Annotated in this window: 13 protein-coding genes and 1 tRNA gene; 9 read left to right on the top strand and 5 right to left on the bottom strand. The window is 62.0% G+C overall.

Translation table 11 applies throughout. From position 1 onward, the window contains the following. Positions 1-1,123: 1,123 nt before the first annotated feature. From ABX74_RS30305 to ABX74_RS06490, 3 genes are all read right to left on the bottom strand, one after another. Positions 1,124-1,267 carry a hypothetical protein gene (locus ABX74_RS30305; protein WP_021333432.1) on the bottom strand — a complete coding sequence of 48 codons (144 nt, stop codon included), beginning with the start codon at positions 1,265-1,267 and terminating at the stop codon, positions 1,124-1,126. Between the two features lie 450 nt (positions 1,268-1,717). Next, complete coding sequence (locus tag ABX74_RS30300) at positions 1,718-1,876, bottom strand: hypothetical protein (protein ID WP_020908247.1); 159 nt, start codon at positions 1,874-1,876, stop codon at positions 1,718-1,720. A gap of 118 nt (positions 1,877-1,994) precedes the next feature. Then, a tRNA-Arg gene (locus tag ABX74_RS06490) sits at positions 1,995-2,070 on the bottom strand. A gap of 97 nt (positions 2,071-2,167) precedes the next feature. On the opposite strand from ABX74_RS06490, the gene ABX74_RS06485 reads away from it, so the two are divergent. Together ABX74_RS06485 and ssb are read left to right on the top strand one after the other, a co-directional pair. Then, positions 2,168-4,303, top strand: a complete 2,136-nt coding sequence (locus ABX74_RS06485) for a cytochrome c oxidase assembly protein (RefSeq protein WP_020908246.1) — start codon at positions 2,168-2,170, stop codon at positions 4,301-4,303. A 181-nt stretch (positions 4,304-4,484) separates the two neighbouring features. After that, on the top strand, positions 4,485-4,898 hold the full coding sequence (gene ssb, locus ABX74_RS06480; protein WP_007733347.1) for a single-stranded DNA-binding protein: 414 nt from the start codon (positions 4,485-4,487) through the stop codon (positions 4,896-4,898). Positions 4,899-4,902: 4 nt separating this feature from the next. On the opposite strand, the gene ABX74_RS06475 is transcribed toward ssb, so the two are convergent. Next, the gene (locus ABX74_RS06475; RefSeq protein WP_020970009.1) at positions 4,903-5,361 is read right to left on the bottom strand and encodes a MarR family winged helix-turn-helix transcriptional regulator; all 459 of its coding nucleotides are present in this window, start codon (positions 5,359-5,361) and stop codon (positions 4,903-4,905) included. Between the two features lie 106 nt (positions 5,362-5,467). Between ABX74_RS06475 and ABX74_RS06470 the strand changes: the two genes are divergently transcribed. From ABX74_RS06470 to ABX74_RS06440, 7 genes are all read left to right on the top strand, one after another. Continuing rightward, positions 5,468-7,285, top strand: coding sequence for an ABC transporter ATP-binding protein (locus tag ABX74_RS06470; protein WP_053061983.1), 1,818 nt, complete (start codon positions 5,468-5,470; stop codon positions 7,283-7,285). 95 nt (positions 7,286-7,380) lie between these two features. Continuing rightward, positions 7,381-8,559: an acyl-CoA dehydrogenase family protein gene (locus tag ABX74_RS06465; RefSeq protein WP_020908243.1), complete on the top strand. Its 1,179-nt coding sequence runs from the start codon at positions 7,381-7,383 to the stop codon at positions 8,557-8,559. A gap of 166 nt (positions 8,560-8,725) precedes the next feature. After that, the gene (gene ettA, locus ABX74_RS06460; RefSeq protein WP_007730925.1) at positions 8,726-10,405 is read left to right on the top strand and encodes an energy-dependent translational throttle protein EttA; all 1,680 of its coding nucleotides are present in this window, start codon (positions 8,726-8,728) and stop codon (positions 10,403-10,405) included. A gap of 4 nt (positions 10,406-10,409) precedes the next feature. Next, the gene (locus ABX74_RS06455; protein WP_019749099.1) at positions 10,410-10,829 is read left to right on the top strand and encodes an acyl-CoA thioesterase; all 420 of its coding nucleotides are present in this window, start codon (positions 10,410-10,412) and stop codon (positions 10,827-10,829) included. A 99-nt stretch (positions 10,830-10,928) separates the two neighbouring features. Continuing rightward, positions 10,929-15,776 (top strand): NAD-glutamate dehydrogenase, encoded by a 4,848-nt coding sequence (locus tag ABX74_RS06450; protein WP_047888445.1) that lies wholly within the window; start codon positions 10,929-10,931, stop codon positions 15,774-15,776. After that, complete coding sequence (locus tag ABX74_RS06445) at positions 15,773-16,192, top strand: acyl-CoA thioesterase (protein WP_003944573.1); 420 nt, start codon at positions 15,773-15,775, stop codon at positions 16,190-16,192. Before ABX74_RS06450 ends, ABX74_RS06445 begins: the two co-directional genes overlap by 4 nt. Next, complete coding sequence (locus tag ABX74_RS06440; RefSeq protein WP_019749097.1) at positions 16,185-16,871, top strand: hypothetical protein; 687 nt, start codon at positions 16,185-16,187, stop codon at positions 16,869-16,871. The genes ABX74_RS06445 and ABX74_RS06440 overlap by 8 nt, the downstream gene beginning before the upstream one ends. 66 nt (positions 16,872-16,937) lie before the next feature. On the opposite strand, the gene ABX74_RS06435 is transcribed toward ABX74_RS06440, so the two are convergent. Further along, positions 16,938-18,536 carry a glycoside hydrolase family 13 protein gene (locus tag ABX74_RS06435; protein ID WP_019749096.1) on the bottom strand — a complete coding sequence of 533 codons (1,599 nt, stop codon included), beginning with the start codon at positions 18,534-18,536 and terminating at the stop codon, positions 16,938-16,940. Positions 18,537-18,674: the final 138 nt, after the last annotated feature.

Raw genomic sequence — 18,674 nt, 5'->3', positions numbered from 1 at the left:
CGCCCACCGAGACACCACCCCCTCCCCGGCACGACGCGGGAAGACACGGTTACGCATGACGAACACCTTTCGTTCAGAACACATGATTTAGGCCCCGTTTCCGGGGCCGGCGAATAGCGAAACGGGACCTTGGAGCAGCTCTGGAGCCTGAATGCGAGCGTTGGTGATTCTCAGGCGTCCTATTGCGGAGCCGAACAGTTGGTAATCGGACCTGGTTGGCGCCAGCGCAGACCGACGGCCGGCTCTGGGTAGGCCAGGAAATTCCAAGAAAGATCGACCGCCGGCATTCCCTAACGCGACGACCTACGAGGTACTAAAGGCTGCGGCCGAGGATCTTTCCTGCGCGATTCATTGCAGTTCGGGCATGAGCACCATCCCGGATAGCAATAGCAACAGTGCGATGGCTCCGAGGGGGAGTCTTCGTGCTGCGTGCTTCGCTGCCGTGACGGTTTTCATGAAATTCCTTTCTTTGGCACAACGTAAAGAAATGTGCGCGGGGCCGTTCGCGAGAAGATGCAAATTCCGCGCAAACAACGCAGAAGGCGCAAACCGGGCGATGCGCAATCAGGAATCTAACACGAGCAAATCGCATAGCTGGACACGCCATGGACGTGCGTCCATGCAAGAAAAACTGCGCTTAGCTGGGTATATCTATCTTCCGTTGATTTCTTTCAAGTTAACTGGCTGGTTCATCACAATTCGATCTCGACCATCAGTTGCATGCCTGCCTTGGCCCTTGTCGACAATCGGTGAGCGGCCGAGCCGAGTCGGCGCTGCTGTACCGAATGGGCCTTTATGCAGTTCACCGCCCCTTATTTGCTGTCGGAACGACAAGGCGTGGAGCGAATTATCTGTGCACACACGCTCGACATAAATGCAAATCATTTTTCTGTGTATAGGAGGAGGGTGAATTAGGGGGTGAATTCAGTCGCGCGTCATCGAAACCCCTGTTCTGAAAGGATCCAGAGATAGGGGTCACATTAGATTCGTTTTTCTTAGCAGATTGGATTTCGGCCTGAGTTAACCGTCGCTAATGCTTCGGGGGCCGACATGGCATTTCGAGACGAAGAATCGCCCAGCTTTTCGTAGAAAGCCTTCGGTACGGTTACGTCAGTCCAGCTGATCACGCGCCGCAGCGACTTTTGGCGACGCTCTTGTGCGCACGGATGAGGCACTGCCTGGGATGTGAGTGGATCTCGGAAAATGCCACGTCGGAGGCTTCTTCGAAGATCTCGAGACCTCGCAAGTTCAGGTCGTTCTCGCGCATCTCGGCACGATGAAATGGCTTACTTTTCAAGCGCTTTCGATGCCCGGAGTCAAATGGTGACGGTCGTTGCGTAGTCGCTGACGGCGGATGCGGCCGGTTCGATCGGTGCGCAGTCGCCACATCCGAGCAACCGCACCGAGTAGCCGCGAGGTCCCACAGCCGGTACTTTTCGCAGCTCTCTGGACACTTCGCGAAATCGGACCTACGAATCGAGTTCTCGCGCAACCATTCTGACGCAGCTTGTGTCATTGGTGCTACACCCATGGCTGCCCGCAAGGTTCGACTGCCCCGGCTGCTGTTACGCCTTGGGATCCAGAGCTGAGAGGTTCTGTGACACTCACGGCCGCTCTGTATAGCGCGGTGCACGCGACTCAGCCGGCATTGGTGGGCAATTGCCTACCGGCTCTCGTCGTAGAACTTCGTGAGACGGCCTTTGTCGCAAGGGAAGGGCTACAACGATTGGTCGGGTCCGGTCAACGACGCGGGACCGGTCGTCGGTTGATGTGCTCCGGTGAACCTCTCGACGACGGATACCACGACGATCGCGAATGCCAGGATTCCAACCGTCCGGGCGAGTGACTTCAGGGTCTTCGGAAGTGCCTTCTTCATGCGAGGCAGATTACTGCGGACGGCACGTAATTTGTGGGCTAGGTTTCGGTCCGGATCGGACTGCTCTGCCCAGCGGCCGCTCGTCCACGCAGTGTGACTATCCGTGAATCAAATCTTGTGGTGCCCCCGGCAGGATTCGAACCTGCGACCAAGAGATTAGAAGGCTCTTGCTCTATCCCCTGAGCTACGGAGGCGCGTGGAACATCATACTCGAGGGTTCGGGATGTGACGCGCGCCGCCCAACTCCGACGCGTTGTCGTAGTCGGTTCGCGAAGGTCCTACCCTTGAGGTATGGCTACACCCGACCTCGCGCCGACAGATTCCCCACCGGAGTCCACACAGCACAGCGGTGCACCCGCTTCTTCGACCGCGATATTCGTGGTCAGTGGACTCATCGCAGGGCTCACCGCAGCCATCGTGGTGGGATTCTCCGCGTCGCAGGCACTGACTCTTCTGGGTATCCCGGATCCAGGTCCGATCACCACATACGGCCTCCCCGCGATGCGTGCACTGGGGGAGATCGCCGCGGTCATCGCGATCGGGTCACTGCTGTTGGCCGCGTTCTTCGTGCCGCCGCAGAAGTCGGGCGTCCTCGACGTCGATGGCTATCGAGCAGTCCGAACTGCATCGCACGCCGCGATCGTGTGGGCAATCTGTTCGTTCATGATGGTGCCTCTGACGCTCTCCGACACGTCGGGTCAGCCGTTCGCCGAAGCGATCAAACCGGCAAACCTCTGGTCGGGACTCGATCAGGTCGAGATCGCCGGCGCCTGGCGCTGGACGGCGATCATCGCGGTTGTTCTGGCGATCCTGGCCCGACTGACACTGCGCTGGTGGTGGACTCCGCTCCTGCTGCTGGTCGGTCTACTCGGACTGATGCCGCTCGCTCTCACCGGTCACTCGTCTTCGGGCGGCTCGCATGACATCGCTACCAACAGCCTGATCCTGCACCTCGTGGCGGCTTCGCTCTGGGCCGGCGGCTTGTTCGCGCTACTGGCACACGCGCGGCGCGGCGGCGATTACACCGACGTAGCGGCTCGGCGCTTTTCGACGGTCGCATCCATCTGCTTCGTCGTCATGGGATTCAGCGGCGTCATCAATGCGATTGTCCGTCTGCCTCTCGACGACGTGTTCACCACGACCTACGGGCGATTGATCGTCGCCAAAACAGTTGCACTGATCATCCTCGGGTTCTTCGGTTGGGCTCAGCGGAGTCGGGCGCTGCCGGCATTGGCGGAGAACCCGAAGAGTCGCTCTGCTCTGATTCGATTTGCCGGCGCTGAAACGATCGTGATGGCGGCGACCATCGGTCTCGCGATCGGCCTCGGTCGTACCCCGCCGCCTCCGCCGCTGTCGATTCCCTCGATCCCCGAGGTCGAACTCGGTTACAACCTTCCGGACCCGCCGTCGTTCATGGCGTTCGTGACGGACTGGCGATTCGACCTCATGTTCGGCACCGCCGCAATTGCTGCGGCGATTCTGTACGGCATCGGCCTGCGCAAGCTGGCCAAGCGTGGGGACTCCTGGCCCGTCGGCCGAACCATCGCCTGGATGAGCGGTTGCGCGGTGCTCCTGATCGCCACGTCGTCCGGTGTCGGCAAGTACGCGCCGGCAGTCTTCAGCGTTCACATGGGCGCACATATGGCGCTGTCGATGTTGGGCCCAGTCCTGCTGGTTCTGGGTGCGCCGATCACTTTGGCTCTGCGGGCGCTCGATCCGGCAGGCAAGGACGGCGTGCCAGGCATTCGCGAGTGGATTCTGACCGCGCTGCACAGCCCGTTCTCGCGATTCATCACCCACCCGATCGTGGCGGCAGTTCTCTTCGTCGGCGGTTTCTACGCGCTGTATCTCGGCGGAATCTACGGCGCGACCGTCGACTCGCACAGCGCTCACCTGCTGATGAACCTGCACTTCATCCTCAGCGGCTATCTCTTCTACTGGGTGGCGATCGGAATAGACCCGTCACCACGCCAATTGCAGCCGGTGACCAAGCTGGCGATGGTCTTCGGCTCACTTCCGTTCCACGCGTTTTTCGGCGTGGCATTGATGAGCACCACCGCCGTCATGGGCGGCGCGTACTTCCGCTCGCTCGGACTCGGTTGGAACAACGACCTGATCGGCGATCAGCAGCTGGGCGGCAGCATCGCGTGGGCGACCGGCGAGATCCCACTCATGGTGGTCATGCTCGCGCTGCTGGTTCAGTGGTCGCGCAGTGACGGAAGGACCGCGCGCCGAACGGACCGTGCGGCCGAGCGTGACCACGACGCCGACCTCGCTGCTCACAACGCCATGTTCGCCGAATTGGCCAGGCGGGACCGCGAGGGGTGGAAACCGCGTGAGGCTGCTGACGCGGAGACTGCAAGCGAGGACTCTGCGGACGAGACACCCAGCGAGAAGAAATCCGACGAATCCTCCACTAGCACTTAGTTCCGACACTGCCCGGGCCGTTTGGCTCGGGCAGTGCTGTTTCTCCACAGCTGTCCCGCCGATGCACAGGTGGAAATCGAAATCCCGAGCCAGGCGTTTGCCGTTCCACAATCGAAACTGCCGACGCAATGATCGGCCCCGCGGCAGTTGGCGGGTTCTGGAGTTCGAAGGGGGATCGGACATGTACGAAACGCATGCAACGGTTGTCGGAACCGTCATCACCAATCCGGTGAAGCGGCAGACAACCAATGGCGAAGAGGTGCTGAGCTTTCGGATGGCGAGCAACACGCGTCGCAAAGACGCGGTGACCGGAGAGTGGACGGACGGAGCGACCCTCTATCTCACGGTCAGCTGCTGGCGGCGGTTGGTCACCGGCGTCGGCGCATCCATCATGAAGGGTGATCCGGTCATGGTGGCGGGGGAGTTGCGCACCAACGAGTACACGACCAAAGAGGGTGTGCCTCGTTCCGATCTCGAGTTGCGGGCGACGGCAGTTGGCGCGGACCTTGCTCGTTGCATCTCGAAGATCGAGCGTCAGAGCAAGCCGACGTCGGCGGAGAATGTCGAGGACGCAGTCGACACCGTCGCTGCGTGAGAACTCAGATCGAGGGTTTCGGGCAGTCGCGGGGCCGAGAGTCGTGCCCCGCGTCCACTCGCTCGAGAAGTTCGGTGAGAGTTGCTCGCTCCGACTCGTCGAGGTCGTCGAACACATCCGAGGATTCGCGTCGTTGAGCTTTCGCGACGTCGGCAGCGAGGGTAGCGCCGGCGTCGGTGAGCTCGAGTAATACAGCTCGCCGATCGTTCGGATCGGGAGTGCGGCGCACCCATCCGGCCTCTTCGAGGGAATCCACGACGTCGGTCGCCGACCGCGGAACGATGCGCAATCGCTCGGCAAGAAACCCGAGTCGAACCGGCTCGCCCACTCGGGTCAGTACTCGCAGCGCTCGGCTTTGCGACGGCGAGAGACCGAATGGTTCCAGCGCTGCCACTTGGCGTCGGCGGATGAGCCGTGCCACGGACATCACTACGTCGGTGAGTTCGCGCTCTCGGGAATGCATGGCGTCAGTCTAGCGTTGTTGGTGTCAGCCTCATAGTGAGGTAACCTCATCAATATGAAACTAGGGTGAGAAAGCCTCCAGGAGGTAGAACGTGAAACCAGATCACATGCGAAACATCGAACGATCCGCTGTCGAGATCACTCCGGCGGACTCCGTACCGGCAAAGCGCGTACTCGGACTGTTCGCGCCGTATCGAACTCAGATCGCCATCGTCACCGCGGTCATCACACTCAGCGCGATCGTGGCGTTGGGCAGTCCGCTGCTCCTACGCGAAATGCTCGACAAGGCGATCCCGGACAAGAACCTCGGACTCGTCAGCGTTCTGGCCATCGGCATGATCGCCATTGCCGTGATCACGAGCTGTCTCGGCGTGGCGCAGACTTGGATGTCCAACAGCATCGGTCAGAAACTGATGCACCAACTGCGTGTGCGGGTCTACTCGCATCTGCAGAATCAGTCGCTCGGATTCTTCGCTCGAACCCGAACCGGAGAAGTTCAGTCGCGCATTGCCAACGACATCGGCGGTATGCAGTCGGTGGTCACCAACACGGCAACGTCCATCGCGCAGAATGCAACGACCGTGGCAGCCACCATTGTTGCTCTGTTCCTTCTGGATTGGCGGCTTGCCATCTTCTCGCTGGCGATCTTGCCGGTGTTCATCCGTATCGCACGCAAGATCGGTGACGAGCGCCGCAAGATCTCGGGTAAGCGGCAGAAGCTACTCAGTGATCTGTCGGTGCAGGTGGAGGAATCTCTCTCCGTCAGTGGCATTCTCCTCGGCAAGACGACAGGCGCGAAGTCGGCTCTGACGGATCGATTCACCGAGCGTTCAGCGGAAGTCGCGGACGTCGAACTCCGGGCCATGATGGCCGGCAAGTGGCGCATGGCGACCATGTCGATCACCTTCGCAGCCATGCCCGCACTGGTCTACTGGTTCGCCGGTTTCACTCTCGATCACGGCAACACCATCACCGTCGGCACCCTCGTCGCATTCACCACACTGCAGACACAATTGTTCCGCCCCACCATGATGCTGCTCAACACGGGCGTCGAGGTGCAGAGTTCGATGGCACTGTTCAGTCGCGTGTTCGAGTACCTGGATCTGCCGATCGACATCGCGGATCCGGAAGAGTCGAAGAGCTTCGACCGCACCAAGATGTCCGGCGAACTTCGGTTCGACCACGTCGACTTCTCGTATCCAGGAACCGACAGCAAGACTCTCGACAACATCGACCTCGCGGTCCCGGCCGGCGGAACCTTGGCGCTGGTCGGCTCCACAGGTTCGGGCAAGACCACCCTCGGATACTTGGCCGCACGTCTGTATGACCCGACTGCGGGATCGGTGAGAATCGACGACATCGATCTGCGGGACCTCGATCTGGCGACGGTCTCCGATCTGGTGGGCGTGGTGTCGCAGGAGACGTACCTCTTCCATACGACGATTCGTGAGAACCTTCGGTTCGCGAAACCCGATGCCACCGACGCCGAGATCGAGCAAGCGGCGCGCATCGCGCAGATCCACGAGTTCATCTCGGGTCTCGACGACGGGTACGACACCATGGTCGGCGAGCGCGGCTACCGATTCTCCGGTGGTGAGAAACAGCGCATCGCGATCGCGCGCACAGTTCTGCGGAATCCGCCGATCCTGGTCCTCGACGAGGCGACGAGCGCCTTGGATAATCGCACTGAACGTGCGCTGCAGGACGCGCTCGACGAGCTGATGGTCGGACGCACCACTCTTGTTGTAGCGCACCGACTCTCCACGGTTCGAGATGCGGATCTCATCGCGGTCCTCGACCAGGGCGTGGTTGTGGAAAAGGGCACCCACGACGAACTTGTGCAACAAGGTGGGCGATACGCACAGTTGCTTGCGGCCTCGGGTAGCGACGCCGTCGAACTCCCGTCGGAACTGCAGACCGTGTGAGTGTAAGAAATGTCGGCCATTTCACTTCCGCAAGTTTCTAGAACGTGTTCTACTTTAATGGTCGTTGATCGACTATCAGTGGAGGCGGAAAGATCATGGGTCAGGTTCTGGACAACATCTCACAGTTCGCCGACGAGATCCGCGCCGACGGAGTCGAGGGCGACAAGCTGATGCGCTTGACGGACGGCAGCGCGAAGCGTTTGCGCGACGCCGGCGTCATCCGGATGTTGCAGCCGAAGGAGTTCGGAGGCCTCGAGGCACATCCGCGTGAATTCGCCGAGACGGCAATGGCTATCGGCGCGATGGACGGTGCCACGGGCTGGGTCAGCGGCATCGTCGGGGTTCATCCGTGGGAGCTTGCGTTCTTCGACCGCAAGGCTCAGGAAGAGGTGTGGGGAACCGATCCTGATACGTGGATGGCGTCACCGTATGCGCCGATGGGCGTGGCGAGGCCGGTCGAGGGTGGCTACATCCTCAACGGTCGTTGGTCGTTCTCGTCCGGTACTGATCACTGTGACTGGATCATGATCGGTGCGATGGTCGGTGACGAGTCCGGTAAGCCGTTGATGCCGCCGAAGATTCTGCACGTGTTGTTGCCGCGCTCCGATTACGACATCGACCAGGACAGCTGGAATGTCGTGGGGCTGCGCGGTACGGGGTCGAAGGATCTGATCGTCAAGGATGCGTTCCTGCCGACGTATCGGACTCTTGATGCGGGAAAGGTTTTCGACGGGACGGCGTGGAAGGAAGCGGGCCGTACGGAGACGTTGTACAAGTTCCCGTTCTCGTGCATTTTCCCGTTGGGGATCACTTCGTCGTTGATCGGTATTGCTGAGGGTGCGTTGGCGTGCAATATGGCGGCGCAGCGTGAGCGTGTGACGGTCAGTGGTGTTCCGATCAAGGAAGATCCGTACGTGTTGTTCGCGATCGGTGAGGCTGCGGCCGAGATCGCTGCTTCTCGGGCTGCGATCTTGGAGACGGTGGATCGTTTCTGGGACATGACCGAGAAGGGGCAGGAAGTTTCGTTCGAGCTTCGTGCGATCGGTCGGCGTACGCAGACTGCTGCGGCGTGGCGGGCGGTGCGGGCGGTGGACGAGATCTTTGCTCGTTCCGGTGGTGGCGCGTTGCAGTTGAACACGCCGATGCAGCGGTTCTGGCGCGATGCTCATGCCGGTTTGGCACACGCGATCCATGTGCCTGGTTCCATTTTCCATTCGTCGACGCTCTCGCAGCTCGGTGGCGAGCCGAAGGGCATCCACCGGGCAATGATCTGAGCCGTCCTGGGGACACCCGGAGGTGTCCCCATCGCGGTTTTCGTGGGGGTCGATGAGCATGTCGGCGAATCTGGTCGGTGACCTCGGACTGTCCGCAGAACCCGCATCGGAGTGAGCGCCAACGCGCAATGTGGGTTATAGGACAAACACCGATAGGCTGGCGGTCATGGCTGAGTTCATTTACACGATGAAGAAGGTGCGCAAGGCGCACGGTGACAAGGTCATCCTCGATGACGTCACGATGAGCTTTTACCCCGGCGCGAAGATCGGTGTCGTCGGACCGAACGGCGCTGGTAAATCCAGCATCCTCAAGATCATGGCCGGACTGGACCAGCCGGGCAACGGCGAGGCATTCCTGGCTCCGGGCGCGACCGTCGGCATCCTCATGCAGGAGCCGGAGCTCGACGAGACCAAGACGGTTCGCGAGAACGTCGAGGACGGTCTCGGAGAGACGATGGTCCAGCTCAAGCGGTACAACGAGATCGCCGAGCTGATGGCCACGGATTACTCCGACGAGCTCATGGAAGAGATGGGCGAGCTGCAGGAGAAGCTCGATCACGCAGACGCGTGGGAGATCGACTCGCAGCTCGAGCAGGCTATGGACGCCCTGCGCTGCCCCCCGCCGGAAGAGATGGTCACCCACCTCTCCGGTGGTGAGAAGCGACGCGTTGCGCTCTGCAAGCTGCTGCTGAGCAAGCCCGACCTCCTGCTCCTCGATGAGCCCACCAACCACCTCGACGCCGAATCTGTCCTGTGGCTCGAGCAGCACCTCGCTGCTTACCCCGGCGCAATCCTCGCCGTGACCCACGATCGTTACTTCCTCGATCACGTCGCGCAGTGGATCTGTGAAGTCGACCGCGGACGCCTGTACCCGTACGAGGGCAACTACTCCACCTACCTGGAGCAGAAGGCTGCACGCCTCGAAGTTGCCGGCAAGAAGGATCAGAAGCTGCAGAAGCGCCTCAAGGACGAGCTCGCATGGGTTCGTTCCGGCGCCAAGGCCCGCCAGGCCAAGAACAAGGCTCGTCTCGATCGCTACGAGGAAATGGCGAACGAAGCCGAGAAGACCCGCAAACTCGACTTCGACGAGATCCAGATCCCGGCACCGCCGCGCCTGGGTGACGTGGTCGTGGAGGTCTCGAACCTCGACAAGGGATTCGACGGCCGCGTGCTGATCAAGGATCTTTCGTTCACGTTGCCGCGCAACGGAATTGTCGGCGTCATCGGCCCCAACGGCGTCGGTAAGACGACGCTGTTCAAGACCATCGTCGGTCTCGAGGAGCCTGACGCCGGTGAGGTCAAGATCGGTCAGACGGTCAAGCTGTCCTACGTCGACCAGAACCGTTCCGGAATCGACCCCAAGAAGACGGTCTGGGAGACCGTGTCCGACGGGCTCGATTTCATCGTCGTCGGCCAGACCGAGTTCCCCTCGCGTGCGTACATCAGCTCGTTCGGTTTCAAGGGCCACGATCAGCAGAAGCCGGCCGGCGTCCTCTCCGGTGGTGAGCGCAACCGCCTGAACCTGGCGATGACGCTCAAGCAGGGCGGCAACCTGATCCTGCTCGATGAGCCCACCAACGACCTCGACGTCGAAACCCTCGGCTCGCTGGAGAACGCTCTCGAAGAGTTCCCCGGCTGCGCCGTCGTGATCTCGCACGATCGCTGGTTCCTGGACCGCACCTGTACCCACATCCTCGCGTGGGAAGGTGGCTTCGGCGACAACGAGGCAGCTTGGTACTGGTACGAGGGCAACTTCGAGGGCTACGAGGCGAACAAGGTCGAGCGACTCGGCCCCGACGCCGCACGCCCGCACCGCGTGACTCACCGCAAGCTCACCAGGGACTGATCCGGTGTCCGACGTATACACAGCGCAGATCCAGGTCCGGTGGGGCGATTCCGACCGGTTGGGTCACGTCAACAACACGCGTTACGTCGAGTACATGCAGGAAGCTCGCATCCAGTTCCTGGAAGCGAAACTGGCGCCGCTCGGCGGCCGACCGGGATACCTCGTGGTTCGAAAGATGACCATCGAGTTCCTCAAGCCGGTCACCGATCGGTCCGGTCCGTTGAACGTGGAGATCTTCACGACTCACGTCGGGACTTCCTCGTTCACGGTTCGGCACGTCATCCGTGACAACGCGGGTGTCGAATGCGCCTTCGGCGACGCGTTGATGGTCGGATTCGACACCGTGTCCGAAAAGTCCAGACCGCTGGCGGACAGCGAACGTGCGGTGCTCGAAGCATCGCTTGTTCAGATGACGACATCGTAGATTTCGTTTCTCAGTTCACCCTAGGTACTGGTTGCCGCGGCTAGTCTCGAGTCAGAGATTGGTCGCGGCGATCAGAACCCACAAGGATGTGAGCCAGGAATGACAGACCGTGTACGGCAGCAGGGCACAGGCCTCGACGAAGCGACGTTGTTGACGCGTCTTCGCGAGGCCTTTTTCACGCACATCGACGAGGGTGACAGCGACGATGTCATCAACGGTCGATCGGATCGAGTCCTGCTCGCGCATCTCGCGCTCGGGAGGCAGCGGACGCCAGGCACGGCCGTATGGCGTGTGTACCGCCCGTCAGGATCCGAGGGTCTCGGCGCTGCCGTCCAGATCGTCACCGACGACATGTCGTTGCTCGTCGAGTCCGTTACCGCGATGCTCAACCGACAAGGCGTGGGAATCAGTCAATTCGCCCATCCGATCCTGACGGTTGAACGCGACAACGCGGGCAATCTGATTTCCTTGGGCGACAGCGGTATCCAAGAATCCTGGATGCACGTCCAGTTGGACTCCGAAGTCGAGGATTCCGATCTCGACGCGATCGAAGCCCACCTCGGCAAAGTGCTCGCGGACGTCCGCCAGGTGGTTGGTGACACCCCGGACATGAAGGCACTGCAACTGCGCGTTGCCGACGAGTTGGAGAGTGCTGCAGAAACTGCCTCCGGGAGGATCACCCCCGAAGAATTCTCCGATACCGCTCGGCTGCTCCGGTGGATGGCGGACGGAAACTACGCCGTACTCGGATACCGGCGATTCGAGGGCACGAAGGACGGCTCACGCACGGTCGCCGGCAGCGGGCTCGGCGTGCTGCGCTCCGACGCGGTCACCGAAGGCCCGATGAGTTTGCCTCCAGTTGCAGATCTCCCGGATCGACCGCTTCTGGTCCTGACGCAGGGATCGTTCCCCGCCACGGTGCACCGCGCTGTCTACCCGTACTTCGTGGGTGTCTCGATCCTCGACGACGAGGGAAACATCGTGGGGGAGCACAGATTCCTGGGTGTGTTCACCGTGGTCGCACTCCACGAGAACGTCCTCGCGATTCCTCTGATCGAGCGACGCGTCCGCGAAGTCATCGCGCGTGCCGGTGTCGACCTGCATTCGTACTCCGGGCAGGCGATGCTCGAGGTCATCCAGTCCTTCCCGCGCACCGAGTTGTTCTCGAGCGATGCCGAGACCTTGTTCGAGACCGTCCACGCCGTGCACAGCATCGGGCTGCGTCGACAGGTGCGACTCTTCGTCCGCGAGGACACGTTCGGACGGTTCGTATCCTGCTTGGTGTATCTGCCTCGCGACCGGTATACGACGCGGGTGCGACTGGCGATGCAAAACCTGTTGTGGCGCGAATTCGGCCCAGGCACAGTTGATTACACCGCCCGGGTTACCGAGAACGATCTTGCGCTGTTGCACGTGACGATCCGGCGCGATCCGGACAGTGAGCCGGTTCATCTGGATGTCTCCGAGGCCAACCGCGAGCGAGTTCAGGCCCTGCTGACCGAAGTCAGTCGTAGCTGGGACGACCGCATCAACGACCTTGTTCGCGACATTCCGGGTGTGGATCCGGAACTGGTGCAACGGTATTCGCGGGTGCTTCCCGATGGATACAAGGAGGACTTCGAACCGTCACGCGCGCTGGCCGACATCGCCAGGCTCGAGGCGTTGGCGCCAGGCGCGATCGACGTACTGCTCTATCGCGCTGTGGACTCCGCGCCCGGTGCCTGGCGCTTCACGCTCTTCGTCGGCGGCGACGGTATCTCGTTGAGTCAGGTGCTCCCCGTGCTGCAGTCACTCGGCGTCGAAGTTCTCGACGAGCGACCGCACGTCGTGCAGCGACTCGACGGCGTTCAGTGCTGGATCTACGATTTCGGATTGTCGGTACCGGCGGATCTTCGGGCGTCGGTCGAGATCGACCTCGATGCGCAGGTGCCACTCGAGACCAGTACCGCCCCGCTGACCGAGGTCCAGAAGCGATTCACGGCTGCATTCGGTGCAGTCTGGTTCGGCCGGGCAGAAGCTGACCGATTCAACGAGTTGGTGCTGCGGGCCGGAATGTCCTGGCGGCAAGCCGTGGTGTTGCGTGCTTACGCAAAGTATTTGCGCCAGGCCACATTTCCGTACAGTCAGTTCCACATCGAAGGAATCGCGCTAACGCACCCGCAGACCGCGTTTGCATTGGTGCAGTTGTTCGAGGCGATGTTCGACCCCGAGAAACAGGACGACATTCGCGTCGCCGAATTGGACGAGCAGTTGCGTGCGTCCATCGACGAGGTGCTCAGCTTGGATGCCGATCGCATTCTGCGTGGAATGTTCTCCTTGGTGAAGGCGACCTTGCGTACCAATTTCTACGTCGTCGACGCCGATGGCCGCTCTCGCGACTACCTGTCGGTCAAGCTCGATCCCTCGCGGATCAGCGAGTTGCCCAAGCCGCGGCCGGCTTTCGAGATCTACGTGTACTCACCCGAGGTCGAAGGCGTCCACCTGCGATTCGGCGCAGTCGCGCGCGGCGGACTCCGCTGGTCCGACCGGCGCGAGGATTTCCGCACCGAGGTGCTCGGCTTGGTGAAGGCTCAGGCCGTCAAGAACGCGGTGATCGTGCCGGTCGGCGCCAAGGGCGGCTTCGTCGTGAAGAATCCGCCTCTGCCGACGGGTGATCCGGCCGCTGATCGAACGGCGACGCTGGAAACGGGCAAGGCCTGCTACACCACGTTCATCTCCGGATTGCTCGACATCACGGACAACGTGCACGCGGCCACCGGCGAAGTTGTGACGCCGGATCGAGTGGTGCGCAAGGACGATCAGGATCGCTACCTGGTGGTCGCCGCGGACAAGGGCACGGCGACGTTCTCGGATCTCGCGAATTCGGTTGCCGCCAAGTACGACTTCTGGCTCGGCGACGCGTTTGCCTCCGGTGGCTCCGTGGGATACGACCACAAGGGCATGGGAATCACCGCTCGCGGCGCCTGGGAAAGCGTCAAGCGGCACTTCCGCGAACTCGGGGTCGACACGCAGACGCAGGATTTCACGACGGTAGGCGTCGGCGACATGAGCGGAGACGTGTTCGGCAACGGAATGCTCCTCAGTCGGCACATCCGTCTGGTGGGCGCGTTCGACCATCGACACATCTTCCTCGATCCGAACCCGGATGCACCGAGCTCGTTCGTCGAACGTCAACGACTTTTCGAGTTGCCACGGTCGTCATGGGCCGACTACGACAAGAGCCTGATCAGTGAAGGTGGCGGCGTCTGGGACCGCACGGTCAAGTCGGTTCCGATCGCCGAAAGCGTCAGAATCGCACTGGGTCTGGCCGAGGGGGTCACGAAGCTCTCGCCGCCGGAATTGATGCAGGCGATTCTGTCGGCACCGGTGGATCTGCTGTGGAACGGCGGAATCGGTACATACGTCAAGGCTTCGACCGAGACGAACGCGCAGGTCGGAGACAAGAGCAACGACGCGGTGCGAGTCGACGGTCAAGACCTACGAGTCAAGGTGATCGGTGAGGGCGGCAACCTCGGCGTGACTGCTCTGGGACGAATCGAGTTCAGCGCCAACGGCGGTCACATCAACACCGACGCCATCGACAACTCGGCCGGGGTCGACTGCTCCGATCACGAAGTGAACATCAAGATCCTTCTCGATTCGCTCGTGCGTTCGCAGTTACTGCCGACGCAAGAACGGAATCCGTTGCTGGCGTCGATGACCGACGACGTGGCGGCGTTGGTGTTGGCGGACAACATCGCCCAGAACGCGCTGCTCGGAATCTCCCGCGTGACCGCGCCGCAGATGCTCGGTGTTCACCGCCGTCAGTTGACGGATCTGACCAAGGCACGTGGCCTTGACCGCAAGCTCGAGGCGTTGCCGACCGACAAGGAGATCGAGCGTCGACTCGAGGCTGGTGTGGGTCTGACGTCGCCGGAATTGGCGACGCTGACGGCGCACGTCAAGCTTTCACTCAAGGACGATCTGCTCGCAACCGAGTTGCCGGACAACGATTTCTTCGCCCAGCAGATCCCGCAGTACTTCCCGACCGCTGTTCGCGATCGGTTCGAAACGGAGATCAAAGCACACCCATTGCGGCGGCAGATCGTCGCGACGATGCTCGTGAACGAAGTGATCGACAACGGCGGAATCACGTACGCCTACCGCTTGGCCGAGGAGACCGGAGCGAGCAGTACCGACTCGATCCGCGCGTACGCCGCTGTGCGAGAGGTCTTTGCGCTCGACGAGGTGTGGTCGCGAATCCGCTCGGCCGGCGTCAGTGCAGAGATCGAAAACGAGCTGATCGTGGAGTCATGCCGCTTGCTCGACCGCGCGTCGCGGTGGTTCCTGGCCAATCGGCCCCAGCCGATCGCGGTCGGCGCCGAAGTTGCGCGCTACTCGGCAGCGTATCGGGCGACGGCGCCGCTGGTTCCGGGGCTGCTCGCCGGCCACCAGCTCGACGATCTGCTCGTGCGCGCTCAATCCGTGATCGATCGCGGGGCTCCGGAAGCGTTGGCGCTGGACGTGTTCCGACTGCTCGACGTCTACTGCCTGCTCGACATCGCGGATATCGCCGACATCGCAGATCACGACATCACCGAAGTCGCGGAGCTGTATTACGCCTTGGACGCGCATCTGGGAATCGACTGGCTGCTGAGCGCGGTCTCGGGACTCGAGCGCGGCGATCGCTGGCACTCGCTTGCTCGGCTCGCGTTGCGAGACGACCTCTACAGTTCGCTGCGGCAGTTGACGATGGAGGTTCTGGCCGGCGGCGAGCCGGGGGAGTCGCCGCAGGAGAAGATCGACGAATGGGAATCGACCAACGCCTCGCGGCTGAGTCGGGCGAGGGCAGCTCTCGTCGAGATCTTCGAGTCTGGGACGCTTGACCTCGCGACGCTCTCGGTGGCGGCGCGTCAGGTTCGTAGCATGGTGCGCAGCATGGGCACCCGATCGGAGGTAGGACGTTGAGCGAAGGATTCCACGCCGAAGTTGTGGTTCGGTGGTCCGACATGGATGCCTTCCAGCACATCAACCACGCACGGATGGTGACGTTGCTCGAAGAGGCGAGGATTCCTTGGTTGTTCGAAGACTCGCGCCCGACGGTCACCCTGCGTGACGGGGCTGTGATTGCCGATCTCCATGTGCGGTACCGCGGGCAACTGCGGCACGACGATTCACCGCTCGATGTCTTCATGTGGGTGGAAAAGGTTCGCGCGGTGGACTTCACCATCGCGTACGAGGTTCGCCCCCGCGGCGCCGATCTCAGCGTCCCGCCGTCCATCGTGGCATCGACTCAGATCGCGGCCTTCGATATCGACACTCAACGTCTGCGCCGCCTCAGCGGGCCCGAGCGGGAGTACTTGGAGAGCTGGCAACGTGCATGAACGTGTCCTGACCGTGCCCGAGGAGGCCGAGCGAAAGAACTTGGCCGGCTTCATCGGTCACGCCTTGCGTTTGGACGAGTCCGCGGTCATCCGAATGCGTCGACGCGGCGATGCGCACCTGAGCGTCTGGGCGTCAACGGGTTTCGACGCTCTGGCGACGCGAACCGTGGCGGGCACCATCAACCCTGACGACACGTCGGCTGCCGGCGATCAGTTGCTCTCGGCGGTGGAGCAGGCAACAGGTGAGCTGATCGATCCGGGGTTCGCCATGGATTCGGCGTGGCGTGGGGCGTTGCCGCCGATGGACGGCTTCGAGCACCTGGACGACGTACCCGCCCGGGTGTTGATCGAACTGGCGCAGCGGGGCAACGCCTTGGCGCTCGAGCATGGAAGTAGTCACGGTCCGCCGGCGTCGTTGCTCGATCAGGACGTGCTCGAGGTCAGTGGTCCGTCAGGCACGGTCGGGATCTCGATGCGAGTTATTTTTGCCTTGACCGCAATGGGATTCGTTCCGCACGCCGGATCCGAAGCGATGACTGCGGACATCGATCTCGAACAGATCGACGCGTCGGAGCTGGTTCGGGTGCGGGCGAGTCGATCGTGGGTGCGCCTCGATGCACGGTTTGGTTCGATCTACCGTCACCGCGGTGGTTCGATACCGCTGATGGTTGCGCGGTAGGAGTTCAGGCGACGGCCACCTCCAGCGCGATGGGGCCGCCGCCTGACGACGTGCGAGAGTGTTCGGTCAGATCAGCCACGCCGCAGCGTTGACGGGCAACTGACCGTCGACGAGTGGTGCGCTGCTCAACAGCAGCTGCCCGCTCGGCAGTGCGATCGGCACCTCCGTGGTGTTGAGAGCGCAGATCAGACCGCCGCGTCGACGGAAAGCGAGGCAGCCGGGGGGACTGCCGTACCAATCGATGTCGGTGCCGGAAAACTCCGGCCTGGCGCTACGAAGTTCGAGGGCGGCGCGATACAGCGAGAGCATCGAGTCCACATCCTCGATCTGAGCCTCCACGGTGAGCGTCGACCACTCGGCCGGCATCGGCAGCCAGGTGCTCGCACCGGTGGTGAATCCGAAAGGCGGCTCGGTTCCTTCCCAGGGAAGGGGCACTCGACAGCCGTCGCGTCCTCTCTCGGCATGCCCGGATCGTTCCCAGACCGGGTCCTGTAGTGCATCGTCGGGCAGGTCGACGTTCGGCAGGCCGAGTTCGGCTCCGTTGTAGATGAAGCTCGCGCCCGGAAGCGCCAACTCGACGAGGATCATCGCCCGTGCGCGTTGCGTTCCGATCTCGCCCCCGCCGTAGCGCGTGACTTCACGTTCGACGTCGTGATTCGACAGTGTCCACGTGGGCACACCCCCGACCTCGGCGACGGCCGCGAGGGAGTTCTCCACGGCCTCTCGGACGGACTCGGCGGAGAATTCGGTTTCTGCAAGCCGGAAGTTGAATCCGAGATGCAGTTCGTCTGGCCGGATGTATTCGCCGAACTTCTGGTTGTCCTTCACCCAGATCTCGCCGACGGTCATCGCCTCCGGGAACTCGTCCATGACCTTGCGGATGCCGCGGTGGATTTCGTGAACTGCCGGATTGTTGAACCGCGGGTCGTCGTCGGAATTGCGCATGAGCTCGTTGAGCTCCCAGTCGTGGTCCGGCAAACCGTCGGGCTTGGCCATTCCGTGGGCCACGTCGATGCGGAATCCGTCGATTCCGCGTTCGAGCCAGAAGCGCAGAGTCTTGGCGAGGTCGTCGAAGACCTCGGGGTTGTCCCAGTTCAGGTCCGGCTGTTCCTTGGCGAAGATGTGCAGGTACCACTGGCCGGGTGTTCCGTCGGCTTCGCTGACGCGGGTCCATGCCGGGCCGCCGAAGATGCTCGGCCAGTTGTTCGGCGGTTCGTTGCCTTTTTCACCTTTGCCGTCTCGGAAGATGTAGCGGGATCGCTCCGCAGAACCGGGCGCCGACGCCAGGGCTGCCTTGAACCACTCGTGCTGATCACTCGTGTGGTTCGGGACCAGGTCCATGGTGACCTTGATTCCGCGCTCGTGGGCTGACGTGATCAGCGAATCCATCGTCGCCAGATCACCGAACAGGGGATCGATGTCGCGAGGGTCCGAGACGTCGTAGCCGTGGTCTGCCATAGGTGACTTCATCACCGGGCTCAACCAGATCGCGTCGATGCCGAGCAGTTCGAGGTAGCCGAGTTTCTCCTCGACTCCGCCGAGGTCGCCGATACCGTCACTGCCCGAATCGGCAAAGGAACGCGGATAGATCTGATAGAAGACCGCCTCGTTCCACCACGGGGCTTCGGGCCGGCTTACAGAGGACGAATCCGCGGGGGTGCTCACAGCAGTTCATAGTGCCAAACGTCTGGCACTCTCACGACTTGGACACGGCAAAAGCGTGACTCTTTACCTAGCCTTGGTGTACTTTGCATTCACGCGGTGACTCCATGTGGCAACTTTGGTGTTACTGCCGGGGGAGAA

This window comes from Rhodococcus sp. ARP2 (assembly GCF_001029585.1).
In the GTDB taxonomy this organism is placed as follows: domain Bacteria; phylum Actinomycetota; class Actinomycetes; order Mycobacteriales; family Mycobacteriaceae; genus Rhodococcus_F; species Rhodococcus_F erythropolis.
This window is presented reverse-complemented; position numbering and strand designations above follow the sequence as displayed.